The 15,615-nt window shown below is 48.2% G+C and carries 11 protein-coding genes; 10 read left to right on the forward strand and 1 reads right to left on the reverse strand.

The genetic code is table 11. From position 1 onward, the window contains the following. Positions 1 to 432 precede the first annotated feature (432 nt). The 3 genes from dnaB to PV783_RS06415 all read left to right on the forward strand — a co-directional run bounded on the left by dnaB (position 433) and on the right by PV783_RS06415 (position 4,207). Entirely contained in the window at positions 433 to 2,004 is a 1,572-nt protein-coding gene (gene dnaB / locus PV783_RS06405; RefSeq protein WP_079469554.1) for a replicative DNA helicase, read from the forward strand. 102 nt (positions 2,005 to 2,106) lie between these two features. Beyond that, positions 2,107 to 3,465 (forward strand): MATE family efflux transporter, encoded by a 1,359-nt coding sequence (locus PV783_RS06410; RefSeq protein ID WP_079469553.1) that lies wholly within the window; start codon positions 2,107 to 2,109, stop codon positions 3,463 to 3,465. 43 nt (positions 3,466 to 3,508) lie between these two features. Continuing rightward, on the forward strand, positions 3,509 to 4,207 hold the full coding sequence (locus PV783_RS06415) for a 16S rRNA (uracil(1498)-N(3))-methyltransferase (protein ID WP_420987446.1): 699 nt from the start codon (positions 3,509 to 3,511) through the stop codon (positions 4,205 to 4,207). Between the two features lie 61 nt (positions 4,208 to 4,268). Here PV783_RS06415 and PV783_RS06420 read toward each other — a convergent pair whose 3' ends face one another. Then, positions 4,269 to 5,297 (reverse strand): quinone-dependent dihydroorotate dehydrogenase, encoded by a 1,029-nt coding sequence (locus PV783_RS06420; protein WP_079470061.1) that lies wholly within the window; start codon positions 5,295 to 5,297, stop codon positions 4,269 to 4,271. Positions 5,298 to 5,415: 118 nt separating this feature from the next. Between PV783_RS06420 and PV783_RS06425 the strand changes: the two genes are divergently transcribed. From PV783_RS06425 to PV783_RS06455, 7 genes are all read left to right on the forward strand, one after another. Continuing rightward, the gene (locus PV783_RS06425; protein WP_079469551.1) at positions 5,416 to 5,934 is read left to right on the forward strand and encodes an RNA polymerase sigma-70 factor; all 519 of its coding nucleotides are present in this window, start codon (positions 5,416 to 5,418) and stop codon (positions 5,932 to 5,934) included. Between the two features lie 98 nt (positions 5,935 to 6,032). Next, on the forward strand, positions 6,033 to 7,010 hold the full coding sequence (locus PV783_RS06430; RefSeq protein ID WP_420987448.1) for a FecR domain-containing protein: 978 nt from the start codon (positions 6,033 to 6,035) through the stop codon (positions 7,008 to 7,010). 50 nt (positions 7,011 to 7,060) lie between these two features. Continuing rightward, entirely contained in the window at positions 7,061 to 9,703 is a 2,643-nt protein-coding gene (locus tag PV783_RS06435; RefSeq protein ID WP_420987450.1) for a carboxypeptidase-like regulatory domain-containing protein, read from the forward strand. A gap of 10 nt (positions 9,704 to 9,713) precedes the next feature. After that, positions 9,714 to 10,565, forward strand: a complete 852-nt coding sequence (locus PV783_RS06440; protein ID WP_159454279.1) for a DUF4249 domain-containing protein — start codon at positions 9,714 to 9,716, stop codon at positions 10,563 to 10,565. Between the two features lie 196 nt (positions 10,566 to 10,761). Further along, on the forward strand, positions 10,762 to 11,316 hold the full coding sequence (locus PV783_RS06445) for an RNA polymerase sigma factor (protein WP_420987451.1): 555 nt from the start codon (positions 10,762 to 10,764) through the stop codon (positions 11,314 to 11,316). Positions 11,317 to 11,406: 90 nt separating this feature from the next. Then, positions 11,407 to 12,354 carry a FecR family protein gene (locus PV783_RS06450; protein WP_420987453.1) on the forward strand — a complete coding sequence of 316 codons (948 nt, stop codon included), beginning with the start codon at positions 11,407 to 11,409 and terminating at the stop codon, positions 12,352 to 12,354. A gap of 75 nt (positions 12,355 to 12,429) precedes the next feature. Next, entirely contained in the window at positions 12,430 to 15,606 is a 3,177-nt protein-coding gene (locus tag PV783_RS06455; RefSeq protein WP_159454277.1) for a SusC/RagA family TonB-linked outer membrane protein, read from the forward strand. Positions 15,607 to 15,615: the final 9 nt, after the last annotated feature.

The following is a 15,615-nucleotide window of genomic DNA, read 5'->3' on the forward strand; positions in this document are numbered from 1 at the left end:
TAGAATTGATTTTCGGGCTTTGCGGCTTATCCACTTTGATTCTTTGAAATTAAAAAAGCCTCAAAACCGCCACAGTGCTGTATTTTTGCAGGATGTGGAAAATCTTTTTACACAATGTGTGTGAATAATCGGACCTTTGCATGGGAATTTCCTGCGTTTTAGTGGATAACCATAGTTGTGTCAGTGGATAACTGACATTTTGCTTGTGGATAACCTGTGTATGAGGCTTAATAAATTTAATAACTAAGGAGGGGGTATTAATCGGAAAAATGCCTTTACCTTAGTTTGTACGGCTTGAAAAAGTTTACAATTTCTTAACGTAGCTATGACCCCTATAGAATGCGGGAAAATGCAGATATCGATTGTAAAAACAACAGGAAAGGCCCATTGACAGTAACCTTTTTTTAACTTTTTTTAATACACTAACCATAAATGGATCTCAATCTTAAGAAGGACCGCAATGTGCGCAGAAAACCGTCCATTGATGTGTCATCCTTGGTGTATGGCAAGATACCACCACAGGCTAAAGAATTGGAAGAAGCTGTTTTGGGAGCCGTAATGCTGGAAAAAGGTGCATTTGACACCGTTATCGAGATATTGAAAGGGGAGTGTTTTTATGTAGAAGCTCACCAGATTATTTTTAGTGCGATGACCCGCCTGGCGGGTAAGTCGATGCCGGTGGATATCCTCACCGTAACAGAAGAGCTGAAATCAATGGGCTCACTGGAACAGATCGGCGGACCATTCACCGTTATGAAGCTCACCAACATGGTGGTGTCTTCCGCGAATATCGAAGCACATGCCCGTATCATCCTCCAGAAATTTATCCAACGGGAACTGATCCGCATCTCAGGGGAAATCCTTACAGAGTCGTATGAAGACACTGCGGATGTGTTTGACCTGCTGGACAGCGCCGAATCAAAGTTATTTGAAGTAACCAATAACCACCTCCGTAAAAACTACGATTCCATCGACCGTGTACTGGTAAACACCATGAAACGTATCGAGGACCTGCGGAATAAAGGAGATGATATTACCGGGGTACCTTCCGGGTTCCCTTCACTGGACAAAGTAACCTATGGCTGGCAATCCACGGATCTGATCATCATAGCTGCCCGTCCTTCTGTGGGTAAAACCGCCTTTGCGCTGAACCTCGCGCGAAATGCGGCCCTTCACCCCCGCTTCCCGAAAGGCGCAGCGGTATTCTCTTTGGAAATGTCGTCCGGCCAGATTGTACAACGTATCCTCTCGGCCGAGTCAGAAATAAAGCTGGAAAAGATTTCCCGCGGTAAGCTGGAAGAATATGAAATGAAGAAGCTGATGACCCACGGTATTGAACGCCTGGCAAAAGCACCCATCTTCATTGATGATACCCCGGCCCTCAACATCTTTGAACTGCGCGCCAAATGCCGCAGGCTGGTACACAACCACGGCGTAGGCGTTATCATCATCGACTACCTCCAGCTCATGAGCGGCAGCAGTGATGGTAAAGGCTCCAACCGTGAACAGGAAATCAGTAAAATTTCCCGCGATCTGAAAGGACTGGCAAAAGAACTACAGGTACCGGTGATCGCCCTCTCGCAGTTGAGCCGTGATGTGGAAAAACGTAAAGACGGTAACAAAATGCCGCAGTTGAGTGATCTCCGTGAATCAGGAGCCATTGAGCAGGATGCGGACATGGTAATGTTCCTGTACCGTCCTGAATATTATGAAATCAACACCAATGAAATGGGCGAATCCAATAAAGGTGAAACCCACGTTCGTATAGCCAAGCACCGTAATGGTCAGCTGGATACCATCAAACTGAGAGCCGTACTGGAATATCAGCGTTTTGAAGATGATGGCAGCCTGGAAAACCCCGGTGGCGGCGGCAATCCCTACGCAGGCATGAACCGTAACCAACAAGGTGGCGGTGGCAACGATGAAGCGAAACTGTACATACAGAAGGGATCCAAGATGAACGACATGAACTTCGATGAAGGATTTGAAGATGCACCATTTTAGCGCATAAAAAGATATTGCTAAAAGCCGGCATCGAAATGATCGCCGGCTTTTTTTATGGGTTTTGTAAGACAAACCCGTGGAACACCAATAACAGAACAATCGATGAAACAGCTGTATTTAAAGTACAAAGGGCATTACAAAGATAATTTCAGTTTAGCCTACCCCGTAGTTATTTCCCAACTGGGACACACGTTAGTAGCATTATCAGATAGTATTATCATTGGTCATACCGGGAAAGTGCCGCTGGCGGCAGTATCCCTGGGAAATGGCTTGTTTTCCGTATTTATGGTAGCCGGTATCGGTATGTCGTACGGACTAACCCCGTTGATTGCACAGGAAAATGGCCGTGGCAACAAAGGCGCTATCGGGCATTTGCTGAGCCATAGCCTGATCATTAATATGGTGGTGGGCGTGTTGCTGTCGGCTGTTATCTATTTCGGCAGCGGCTATTTATCATTCCTGCACCAGGAAGGCGATGTAGCAGACCAGGCCCGCCCCTTCCTGCGTTTCCTGGGCTTCTCCTTTATTCCGCTGATGCTGTTCCTTTCCTTCAAACAGTTTGCGGAAGGGCTGGGGTTCACCCGTCAGGCTATGAACATCAGTATCATCGGGAACGTGCTGAATATCCTGATCGGGATTACATTGGTGTACGGCCTGTTCGGGTTGCCCCGGATGGGTGTGATTGGCGTGGGGATAGCCACTTTTACCGACCGTCTTATCATGGGGATTACGATGGCATTTTATGTGCTACGCGCGCCCCGTTTTAAACCATACCTGCAATCATTTGGGTTTAAAAACCTGAAGGCCGCGGCCATTAAAAAGATCCTGGGCATCGGTACGCCGGTGGCCCTGCAATACCTGTTTGAAGTAAGCGCTTTCAGCGGCGCCGCTATAATGGTGGGCTGGATGGGCGCTGCAGAACTGGCGGCTCACCAGATAGCGCTGAGTCTTGCTGCCATGACCTACATGATGGCCAGCGGTATTTCCGCGGCAGCAGGTATTAAAAGCGGTAATAATTTCGGGAAGAAAGACTTTGGCGCATTGCGCTTATCCGCTATCGCCAGCTATCATATGGTATTGCTGCTGATGGGCGCCGCCGCGCTGTTGTTCACACTGGGCAATCACCTGTTGCCGTCATTTTATATCCAGGACCCGCAGGTGATCCAGATCGCTTCGCGCCTGCTGATCATTGCGGCCTTCTTCCAGTTGTTCGACGGCATGCAAGTGGTGGGACTTGGTATTCTGCGTGGCCTCGGCGATGTGCGTATTCCTACCGTGATTACATTGCTGGCTTATTGGGTGCTGGGCATTCCTTTGGGCTACCTGTTGGGGATCAAATTGGATTACGGTGTGGAAGGCGTATGGTGGGCGCTGTTGCTGGGCTTACTGGTGGCTTCTGTGCTGCTGTTTGTGCGGTTCCAGATAAAAACAAAAAAACTACGGATATCATCTGCCGGATAAAATCCGTAAACTATCTTCGCACATCAGGATAATTAAAAAAGATATGTCAGTTTTTTACGCGCCGGAAATACAGCAGGATGCCACCATGTATACGATGAATGAGGATACTTCCAAATATTGTATCCAGGTGCTTCGTTATGAAAAGGGCGATGAGGTATTGCTGGCAGATGGCCGCGGGCATAAAATCACCGCAGTGATTACCGACGATAACCGCAAGAAATGTGTAGTAAAGATCCTTTCGTCTGAAACGATGCCGGGTCCGGCGCGGGCATTGCGGATAGCCATCTCTTTTACAAAAAATGCCTCGCGTATAGAATGGTTCCTGGAAAAGGCCACGGAGATTGGTATTCAAACCATTATTCCGCTGGTAAGCCAGCGTACCGAGAAGGAAAAATTTAAGCCGGAAAGGTTGCAGAATATCCTGGTATCGGCGATGCTGCAATCGCAGCAGTTTTATTTACCGGAATTGCAGGAGCCACAGGCATTTGATAAGCTGGTGAAGAATAATAAAGATCCGCAGCGGCTGATCGCGCATTGTTTGCCGGAGCAGAAAACCCCGTTGCAGCAGGTGATGCAGCCCGCAAAGGATACCCTTATACTGATTGGCCCGGAAGGCGATTTTACACCGGAAGAAATAAAGCTGGCGCTGGATGAAGGTTATGTACCGGTATCATTGGGAGATACGCGCCTGCGTACAGAAACGGCGGGCATGGTAGCGGTAACGCTCATGAATGCATGCTGATAAGTGTTTATAAAAAGAAAGGGGGAAGATGTTATTCATCTTCCCCCTTTCTTTTTATAATTTACTGTGGGCGTAAGCCAGCACAGATCTTTTTCGCAATCTTCGGCCCCTCATAAATGAACCCGGTATACACCTGTACCAGCGACGCGCCTGCATCCAGTTTTTCCTGTGCATCTTCTGCGGTGAAAATGCCGCCTACAGCGATAATGGGAATACTGCCCTGGCTGTGGGTGTGGATATAACGGATCACTTCTGTTGCTTTCTTTTTTACAGGCAAACCGCTGAGTCCACCGGCGCCGATATCATTTACTTCCGCGGCAGGCGTTTTTAATCCAGCCCGGCTGATAGTGGTATTGGTGGCTACGATGCCGGCCAGTTTTGTTTCCTTTACTATTTCAATGATATCATCCAGTTGCTCGGTAGTGAGGTCCGGCGCTATTTTAAGTAAGATGGGCTTAGGTTTCACTTTCTGCGCATTCAGCACCTGGAGGTGATGCAGCAGTTGTTTCAGCGGCTCTTTCTCCTGTAAGGCCCGGAGGTTGGGCGTGTTGGGGGAGCTTACATTTACCACGAAATAATCTACTACATCATACAGCGCATGAAAACACTTTTCGTAGTCGCTCACCGCTTCCTCATTCGGGGTCAGTTTATTTTTCCCGATGTTCCCGCCTACTATAATATTGGATTTTTTGCGTTGCAGTCTTTTTGCCGCGGCAACGGCGCCTTCGTTGTTAAAGCCCATACGGTTGATGAGGGCTTTATCTTCCGGCAGGCGGAATAACCGTGGTTGCTCATTACCCGGCTGGGGCAGTGGCGTTACAGTACCTATCTCCACAAAACCAAAACCGAGGCAGGCCAGTTCATCAATGTACTTTGCGTCTTTATCGAAACCAGCTGCGAGCCCTACAGGATTGGAAAAGGTAAGTCCGAATATTTCACGTTCCAGGCCCGGGGTTTTTACCCCACAGAAGGCATTCATGATATTCTTGCCAAGTGGCAGCGAGTAAATTGTTTTCATACCACGCATTACGCTGTGGTGAATACTTTCCGGCGGATAGCGGAAAAGGAAGTTTTTGATCAGGTTGTACATTGCGGGAACAAAGATAAGCATTACCCGATTGGGAGCAAGAAGGGGGGCGAATTTTGTATGGTTTGGGGTAAGACAAAATTCGCGTAAGTGAAAATCCTTCCTATATTTGCCCTTCATCATGCTGGAGCTCCAAACATTTGAAGCATTATTTAAGGAAAACCATGCTCATTGCCTGGCCTTTGCCACTCACTACACCGGGGATGCCCATGTAGCGGAGGAAATAGTACAACAGGTATTCCTGCGGTTGTGGGAAAAAAGGGATACGATCACTATTACAGGCCCGGTGAAAGCATATTTGTTTTCCGCTATCCGTAATACCGCCATCAGCCAGTGGCGTAAGGATATTGTGCGCTCGGAAAAGGAGAACGGTTATGGGAAGGTAACAGAAACAACAGTGGGTGCGGGGGAAGAAGTGAAGGAGCTGGAGCGGTTGTACCGGCAGGCACTGGAAAGGTTGCCGGAGCGCTGCCGCGAGGTATTTATCCTCAGCCGCCAGCAGCATATGAAATATGCAGAAATAGCGGAAGCAATGAATATTTCCGTAAAAACGGTGGAAAACCAGATGGGCAAGGCCCTGAAGATCCTCCACCAGGAGTTGAAGGAATACCTGCCATTGCTGACAGGATTCCTGTTCTAAAAATATTTCCGGTCGCATAGGGGCATCTGTATTTCCCGTGCGTCTTATTAATATAATACCGCCCGCAAGGCGGCGACTGTAAAAACTTACAACAACTAATGACACCATCTTTTCCTAACGAGGCACTGCCCGATGAGGCGCTGTATACCTTGCTCTGCAAGTATCTGCTCAATGAAGCGGATGAGGAAGAGCGTGCGTGGGTGGAAGCATGGAAGGAAACAGATCCCGGTAATATGGCCCTGCTGGTGTCGCTGGGAAAAGTATTGGATACCGCTGCGGCCAATGAAAAAACAGTAGCGGCAGATACCGGTTCCGCCTGGGCGCAGCTCCAGGAAAAAATGGAAGACAAGACGGCGCTGATTGCCGTCAGGTCCAAACCCCGCTTCACCTGGCTGAAAATTGCCGCTGTACTGGTGGTAGCATTGGGCGCAGGACTGTGGTTCCTCACCCGCAATCATCCGGACCAGGTATATGCCGGCCCGGTAAGTGCGGAACTGAGCGATGGAAGCAAAATACAGTTGTCGGCCGGCGCAAGGATGGAAGTAGCCAGGGGCTTTAATGACCGCAACCGGAAAGTAACACTCACCGGTATGGCCAGTTTTGATGTAAACGGCAGCGCGGAAAACCCGTTTGTGATTATACTCGGCCGCAACGAAGTAAAGGTGCTGGGTACCCGGTTTATGATCAACTATGAGCCCGGCGCCGCCACGCTGAAAGTACACGTCAGCAGCGGCAAGGTAATGGTGATCAATCATGATAAAAAAGACAGCGTGATCCTCACCGATGGCATGTTGTTACAGCATGATAACGACAGGCCCGCTTTCCGTATCGCTTCTCACGTAACAGATATGGGTAAAAGGTCGTTGTCGTTCCAGGATACGCCACTTGAAGAAGTATTGCATACGATCACAGAAGTATATGATATCAAAATAGAAGTGATGGATACCGACCTGCTGAAACTGCCGGTACGGGCCAGCTTCACAGATGAGTCAACAGAAGAAGTGATGAAATCACTGGCACTTATGCTGAACGCATCATATGAAAAAGTAAACGACCGTCAATACAAATTAAAATAAGTTTTAGCCGTCAACTAAAGCTGTAGTCACACTTTCAATTTAGCTATACTATGTCGTTAGCCTTAAAACTGCTGACGGGAATATTAATATTTAGTTTCCCCTTCCAGGTTTTTGGGTGGGACTGGCAAACAAGAGTAACGGTAGTAGTAAAGGATCAGCCCCTGGAGGCGGTATGTGGATTACTGGAAAAAGAATATGGTATTCATTTTTCATATAGCAGGGAACTTGTCAACTTGTCCCGGAAGGTTACGTTAACCGCCCACCAACAACGTCTTAAAAAATTACTGGACGAATTGTTTTCTCCCGATGATATCCGGTTCACCCGTGTGGGGGACCAGATCATATTATCGCCCGCGCAACGCAGCAGCCGTACTATCAGTGGTTATATTAAAGATGCCGTTAGTGGTGAAAGCCTGATTGGCGCCACGGTTTATTCTCCTGCGCTCAAACAGGGCACTACTGCCAATCAATATGGTTTTTATAGTTTAACCACGGTGAAAGATACCAACAGCCTGTTGATTTCCTATATAGGCTACAAGCCTTATCTGCAGAAGGTAACGGCTAAGGGCAACCATATGATTAACGTTCACCTGCAGCCGCTTGGCAGTTTAAAAGAAGTAGTGATCAGCGCGAAGGAAGGGAGCAAGCTGCAGGAGCAAACGCAGATGAGCAGGGTAAACCTGAGCACCTCCGATTTGCAGGCGATGCCACGACTGCTCGGCGAAGTGGATGTAATGCGCGCTTTGCAGTCGCTCCCGGGTGTAAGCGGCGGCCCGGACGGCGCCGGTGGTTTGTATGTAAGAGGTGGCGGTCCTGATCAGAACCTCGTGCTGATAGACGGTACCCCTGTATTTAATTTCTCTCACTTCTTCGGTGTATACTCTATGCTGAATGCCAATGTGGTAAAAACAACGGACCTGTATAAAGGCGCTTTCCCGGCGCGTTTTGGCGGCAGGATATCTTCCGTGGTAGATATTGCAATGAAAGAAGGAGATATGAAAGCCTTTCACGGAGATGCCTCCCTCGGCTTCATTGCGGCTAAGTTTAATATCGAAGGACCGATTGTAAAAGACAAAACATCCTTTATGTTTTCTGCCCGCCGGTCTTATCCGGATCTGCTGATCAATGCAGCATTACAGGCAGAGAAGACATTGGGTGATGATGGCGATTTCAAGGCATTCTTTTTTGATGTCAATGCAAAAGTGAATCATATATTTTCTCCCAAAGACCGGCTCTTTTTAAGTTTTTATAAGGGAGAAGATAACCTGTTGCTGAAACAGACAACAGACGATACTTCCCGCATCATCAATTCGTCGAAATATATCGGTGAAAGCCTCCGTTTCCGGCTGGGATGGGGCAATACAATCGGGGCTATACGATGGAACCACATCTACAGCCCCAAACTGTTTTCCAATGTAACCCTGAACTATTCTCAATACGAATTTTTCACAGAGATCGAACATAAATATAAGCTGGCGGCTTCCGGTGAAAAGTCGGATGTATACGGACGATACAACTCCGTAATGGAGAATAATGGCGGCAGGATAGATTTTGACTATCGCCCGGATCCCCGCCACTCCGTTCGCTTTGGGGCCATCACTACCGTGCATAAGTTCAAGCCCGGCTACTCCACTTTCGAAGACAGGGACAGCCATGTAATACCGCTGGATACGATTGATGCATCGATGAAGGTAACCGGTTATGAATTGTCATTGTATGCGGAGGATGACTGGCAGATCCGGCCTGATTTTTTTGCCAATATAGGCATGCACGCGTCTGCATTTTTGGTGGAAGGCCGCTTTTATTATTCCCTGCAACCCCGGCTGGGACTGCGTTACCTATTGCCCCGCAACTGGGCTGTGAAGGCGGCTTTCACACATATGACGCAGTATATTCACCTCTTGTCCGGCGATGGCGCCACGTTGCCTACAGATATATGGGTGCCTTCCACACAACATGTGGCGCCTATGTTTTCACGGCAGTTAGCGGCCGGCATAGCTAAAACTACCGCCAACCTGAAGTATGAATTTTCACTGGAGGGATATTTCAAATCCATGCACAACGTGATTGAAACCAGGGAAACCAATGGTATTATTACCCCCGCCACCACGCGGTGGGATGAAAACGTAACGGTGGGTAAAGGCTGGAGCTATGGTGCGGAATTAATGATGCAGAAGAAAAAAGGCAGCACCACGGGATGGGTGGGTTATACCCTGGCCTGGTCTACCCGCCGCTTCCCCGATGTGAATAACGGAGAGATTTATCCTTATAAATTTGATCACCGGCATGATATTGAACTGGTGCTGGTACAGCAACTGGGGAAACAATGGGAACTTTCTGCCTCCTGGCATTTTAACAGTGGTACGCCGTTTACTTTGCCGGTATCCACTTATGCAGCAACAGAGGGCGCTTCACCCTGGGAGCCGGGTACCGGGAATACCAGTATCGATCGTTTCGACAACCGGAATAATTACCGGGGCTCCGCTGTTCACCGGCTGGATGTAGGGGTTACCTGGAGTAAGCAGAAAAAGCACTGGACACGGAGCTGGAACCTGAGTGTGTTTAATGCCTACAACCGGAAGAATCCTTATTTCTATTTTATCAGTGGAGATGCTGCCGGACAGAAACGGTACCTGTCGAAAGTAAGCATTCTGCCTATATTGCCCAGTATTACTTATTCAGTTAAGTTTTAAAGAGATGTGTATGAAATATTTTTTCGTAGGTGCGATCGGGTTATCCATGCTATTGAGTGCATGTGAAAAAAGGGAAGAGATCAAGTTGCCTTATGAAGGCGATAAAATAGTAGTGAACACACTGATACAACCGGATAGCGTTATCTATATACGGGTAACGCGCAGCGTGCCTTCCAATGTATACAACGATGCCGGGTATAACGACATCCCCGGCGCCACCGTAACGCTTACCGCAAACGAGGCATCGGTATTGCCATTGCAGGTACAAACAATTAAAGGACTCTCCTATTATGTTTCCAGCCAGAAAGCCATACTCGGCCAGCAATACAAAGTGGCCGTGTCTGCGGCGGGATTGCAGGCAGTAACGGGTACGGATACACTGCCGCCAGCGCCGTTGGTATCTAAGCCAGGTGCGCAGCGCGGCAGCAGCCGGGTACAGTTTACACTACAGGACTTGCCCGCCTCCGCCGATTATTACCGGATCCGTATTTATATGACAGATGCCGCCACCGGGCTGGGCGCCTTCCTGCTTTTCAGGCTGGATCCCGCCTTTAATAATAACATGGTTGAATACTTTTCCAAGGGCAATTACAACAGCCTGATCATGAACGATGAACGCTTTAACGGTAAACCGGTAAACTTCGTTTTACAAACAGCGGATCCCATCATGAACGCCGGTGAAATAACGGTAGAAGTAAGCGCACTGACCAACAACACCTACCGGTACTTTAGTACCCTGGCGGCACAAAGAGACGCCGGAACGACCCTGGGTTCCCATGTAAGGGTGTTTACCAATGTTACAAATGGCTACGGCATTGTCGGCGGTATAAATACCAGGAAGATGATAGTTAAGATACCGTAATTTTCTTTTGCCGGCTTACCGGCTGACGCGATATAACATAGATAAATAAGATAATATCACAGTTAAAACGTCGCGGCTTAAAGAAACGGCCATGCTTTAAGCCGTTTTACCTCCCTATATTAATACTTCGCTATATTTTTGTTACCCCGTTTTTTATCTTAAAAACCTGCTCTATTTTTAGGATATATATTTTTATATGCCTGAACAATTCCCCGTTGATCTTATTCATCGGCTACGTACTGGTGACTTTAAGCTATTTGAGCTGATTTTCAATACTTACTGGGAAGAACTGTATGCCTACGCAGCAAAGGTTACGGGTAGTGAAGAGGATGCACGGGATATCATACAGGACTTGTTCGCCAGTATCTGGGAGCGCCGGCAGCAGCTGGAGCTGCATACCCATATCCGTTACTACCTGTTTAGTGCGGTAAGGAAACAAATCCTGCGTAAGTTCCGCGACGACGGATTAAAAGAAAAACATCTCGAAAAATTTATCACCCATAGTGAGCTACGCTCGGAGCTTACCCTTAATTCCCTGATCCATAAAGATATTCTGAACCAGCTGCAGCACGACCTGCAGCACCTGCCGGAAAAAGAAAGACAGGTATTTGAATGGTACCACTTTGATGAACTGAGCATCCGCGAAATAGCCATGATGCATGGTACTGCCGAGCAAACCGTACGTAACCAGCTTGGAAACGCCTACAAGAAAGCCCGCCCGCTGCTGAACCGCCTGTTAATGTTCCTCTGATTTTCCCCTCCCGTGTTACCTTAATGTTAAGCCCGGATTCCCGATAGTTAAAAAGGATGGTTTATGCAACTTAGTCATAAACATCACACCTTGATCCGATCAAAAATAAATGCACTCATCGGTAAATACCTGGATGGCAAAGCTACCCCGGAAGAGGAGCAATTGCTTACCCACTGGCTGGATGCACTGGCGGAAGATGCCCCTCCGGCAACGGGGCAGGATCCCCGCAGCCGGGAACAGCTGCGCCGCAGCATTTTAAAGGTCATAAAGCAACGTACAGGCCGTCCGGCTACCATGTATCCTATATGGAAGAAGATGGCCGCTGCAGCAGCTGTATTGCTGCTGGTGGGAATAGGCAGCTGGTGGATGATGAACCACCGGCCCTCCCAAAAGATCGCCTGGCTGGAACTGCGTACGGCCATCGGGGAAAAGAAAATGCTGTTGTTGCCAGACAGCAGCCGGATCTGGCTGGGGGCTAATGCTGTACTGAAATACCCGGACCATTTTACGGATACCAGGCAGGTGCAGCTGGTATCGGGAGAAGCTTTTTTTGATATAGCGCCGGCGCCCGGCCAACCTTTCAGCGTTACCACCGATAGCCTGCAGGTGCAGGTATTGGGCACCTCGTTTCACATCAGGGCTTATCCCCGGCAGTTGCTGGAAATAGGGGTGAGTACCGGGAAAGTGAGCGTTAACAAAGACGGCCAGGTAATGGGCATCTTAACAGCTAATCAATTACTGCAGGTTAACAGAAATAATTATACTTTCTCTCAGCTGTCTGTATCCTCACCGGATATCAATGGCTGGAAGCAGGATAAAATAGTGTTCGATAATATGCCCGTTATGGATGCACTGCTATTACTGGAGAATTATTATCCGGTGAAATTCCACGTTAAAAGGGCAATTGACAGGCAAATTAGCGGATCGCTCAATATGCACTTAACGATTGCGCAGATCATAAATGTACTGGAAGATCTTACGGATCATCAGCTGAAAATAACACCTGCCGGCGCAGGAAATTATACTATAGATCAATAAATATTTATTCCCTGAACTGAAATTAAAACACCGGTTATGAATGTACGTAGTACTCACTTGCGTACAAGGATTTCTGTGAAACAGATATTTCTTGTAGCGCTTATGCTGTCGCTATGCGGCAGCGTCATGTCCCAGCAAAAAACAGCCATCGTGCAGGAACTGCATATTACGGCAGGCCCGCTTGCGGATGCGTTGAAAATGCTGCAAAAACAAAGCGGCGCCGACATTGTATACGATGCCGCTTTATTAAAGAACCTGACGGTAAAAACACAGGACTTCCGTTCACAGCCTATAGAAGAAGTGCTGCGCACTTTGCTGAAAGGAAGCGGGTTCCAGTTCTCTGCCACGGAAGGCGTGTACATCATTAAAAAAGAAAAGAACAAAACAACCGTAACCGGAAAAGTTACCGATGAAGAAACCGGTGTAGGTTTACCCGGTGTAAGCGTACTGGTAAAAGGAAATACACAAGGCAGCATCACCGATCCAAACGGCGCTTTCTCTTTACAGGCAGACCACACCAGCGACACCCTGTTATTTACTTCCCTCGGATATAAATCTACCCGTTTGGTATTAAACGGGCAGCAACGGGTAGCTATAAAACTGAAATCCGATGCCAGCCTGTTAAGCAGCGTGGTAGTGGTAGGTTATGGTTCCACCACCAAAGGCGATCTTACCGGGGCCGTTTCCCATGTAGGCGCCGAAAACTTTAACAGCGGTGTATTCAGTTCCCCCGAACAGCTGTTACAGGGAAAGGTACCTGGTCTGAACATTACCCGCAGCGGCGATCCAAATGCTACACCGGCAGTGATCCTGCGCGGTCCGTCTACTTTCCGCGACGGGGAAGCACAGCAACCTTTCTATGTAATTGATGGAGTACCGGGCGCCAATATCCAGCTCGTATCTCCTTCAGATATCGTATCAATGGACGTGTTGAAAGATGCGGCATCTACTGCTATTTATGGCGCACGCGCTGCCAACGGCGTAATTATGATCACTACCCGCCGCGCGAAACCCGGTCAAAGCTGGATCAGCTACAACGCCTATGTGGCCAATGAGCGCATCTCCAATTCCATCGACATGATGTCCAGCGAAGAGCTTACGAAATACCTGCAGGACAATGGCAAAAGCATCACACCGGCTTATGATGATAAGGCCAACAACGACTGGCAGAAACTCGTTACCCGCAATGGTTTGTCGCACAGCCATAACATTTCGTTTGGCGGCGGCAATGAGAAAACAGTATTCGACGGAAGTGTGAACTACCTGCAGAATAATGGTATCATGCAATCGTCATCACTGGAACGGCTAAACGTAAGAGCTAACCTGGAACAACGTGCGTTCAACGACCTGTTGAAGCTGAACCTCTCTATCAGCAATAGCTTAAGCACACAAAACCAGATCCCGGAAGCGGTGTTTATGAACATGCTGAACTATATGCCTACCGTGAATATTTTTAACCCGGATGGTACTTATAAAGAAGATTTCTCGCGTACGCGCAACTACCTGAACCCGGTATCACTCATCAAAAACAACAGCGACCGCACCAAAGACAAGATCATGCTGGGCAATGCCCGTGCTGAGCTAAACCTGTTGCCAGGCTTGCGTTACACACTGAACCTGTCTATGCAGGACGAGCAGATCAACCGGGATATTTATAATAACCGCGCATCCGGTCTTGCACAAGGTGTTAACGGAAGAGCTACCCGCAGCGCCTATACGAATACACGTAAAGTGCTGGAAACCTATTTCAACTACGACGTGCTTTTTGGTAAACACGACCTGCGTTTACTGGCCGGTTACTCCTGGCAGGAAGATCGCCGCGGCGATGGATTCCAGACCTCTAACCAGGGCTTTGTATCTGATGCCACACAAGGCGATAACCTGGGCCTCGGAAGCCCCGATGGCGCCTTCCAGCCTAACTTTGGCGCCACCCGCATTCAAACCCTGCGCTTCATCTCCTTTTATGCAAGAGCCAATTACCAGTTCAACGAAAAATACCTGTTGATGGCTTCCGTAAGAAGAGATGGTTCTTCTGCCTTTGGCGCAAATAACCGCTGGGGATATTTCCCTGCTGTATCCGCCGCCTGGAAAATGAATAAAGAAAGCTTCCTCTCCGGCGTATCCTGGATAGAAGATCTTAAACTGCGTGCAGGCTATGGCGTTACCGGTAACTCACTGGGCTTCGATCCGTTGATAGCCACGCTCCGGTATGATATCACCGGTAAATTCTACAACAACGGTAAACTGATCAATGCCATCGGACCGGTACAAAACGATAACCCCAACCTGAAATGGGAACGCACCGGGATGGCTAATATAGGAATGGATTTCACCACATTGAGAGGACGCCTGGGCTTTGCTGTGGATTACTACGACAAACGTACCACCGACCTGATCTACTCTTACAATGTACCCGCTACCCAGTATTTTGTTGGTAACATGCTGGCAAACGTAGGCTCTATGAGCAATAAGGGTATTGAGTTCCAGGTGAACGCAGTACCGGTGAAAACGGCCAGTTTCAACTGGACCACTTCCGCCAATATTGCGCATAATAAAAACCGGGTGCTCTCCCTCTCCAACGATATTTTTTCCGTGAAATATATTGAAACCGCAGAACTGGGCGGAAGAGGACAATCAGGCAATAAATCACAGCGTGTGGAAGGCGGATATGCACTGGGTTCTTTCTACCTCTGGCAATACGTGGATAAAAACGCTGCGGGTCTTTCACAATTCCGTGATGCCAAAGGCAACCTCGTTACCGGCCCTACTTCCACCGACCGCGTATACACCGGGGATGCACAGCCAGCGTTTACCTACGGCTGGAGCAACAGCTTTACCTGGCGTAATTTTGATGCCAACATCTTTTTACGTGGCGTATCAGGAAACAAGATACTCAACGCTACGCTGGCTAACCTGAACGCGCCTTATGAAGCCGGTATTATCAATATCCCGCAGTACTCCAAACAGGAGTCGCCAGGTGATGTGAATGCTCCTTACATTTCTTCCCGCTACCTGGAAAATGGTTCTTATCTCCGGCTCGATAATGCTACTATTGGCTATACGGTTCCCATGCATAATAAGTATCTCAGGAAACTACGTTTATACGTTTCCGGTAATAACCTGTTCGTCATTACCGATTATTCCGGTATTGATCCGGAAATCAATATGGGCGGACTTACGCCGGGAATTGACAACAGCAATTTTTATCCCAAGACACGTTCTTTCCTCTTTGGTTTAAACGCAACATTCTAAAAACTGACG

The sequence above is a fragment of the Chitinophaga sp. CC14 genome (genome assembly GCF_048957795.1).
GTDB classification, from domain to species: Bacteria; Bacteroidota; Bacteroidia; order Chitinophagales; family Chitinophagaceae; genus Chitinophaga; species Chitinophaga ginsengisegetis.

Excerpts from the sequence above, each read along its gene's own strand:
- PV783_RS06435 (WP_420987450.1), top strand. The coding sequence starts at position 7,061 with ATGTCGTTAGCCTTAAAACTGCTGACGGGAATATTAATATTTAGTTTC.
- PV783_RS06420 (WP_079470061.1), bottom strand. The coding sequence starts at position 5,297 with ATGTACAACCTGATCAAAAACTTCCTTTTCCGCTATCCGCCGGAAAGT.
- PV783_RS06445 (WP_420987451.1), top strand. The coding sequence starts at position 10,762 with ATGCCTGAACAATTCCCCGTTGATCTTATTCATCGGCTACGTACTGGT.
- PV783_RS06410 (WP_079469553.1), top strand. The coding sequence starts at position 2,107 with ATGAAACAGCTGTATTTAAAGTACAAAGGGCATTACAAAGATAATTTC.
- PV783_RS06415 (WP_420987446.1), top strand. The coding sequence starts at position 3,509 with ATGTCAGTTTTTTACGCGCCGGAAATACAGCAGGATGCCACCATGTAT.
- PV783_RS06440 (WP_159454279.1), top strand. The coding sequence starts at position 9,714 with ATGAAATATTTTTTCGTAGGTGCGATCGGGTTATCCATGCTATTGAGT.
- PV783_RS06425 (WP_079469551.1), top strand. The coding sequence starts at position 5,416 with ATGCTGGAGCTCCAAACATTTGAAGCATTATTTAAGGAAAACCATGCT.
- PV783_RS06430 (WP_420987448.1), top strand. The coding sequence starts at position 6,033 with ATGACACCATCTTTTCCTAACGAGGCACTGCCCGATGAGGCGCTGTAT.
- dnaB (WP_079469554.1), top strand. The coding sequence starts at position 433 with ATGGATCTCAATCTTAAGAAGGACCGCAATGTGCGCAGAAAACCGTCC.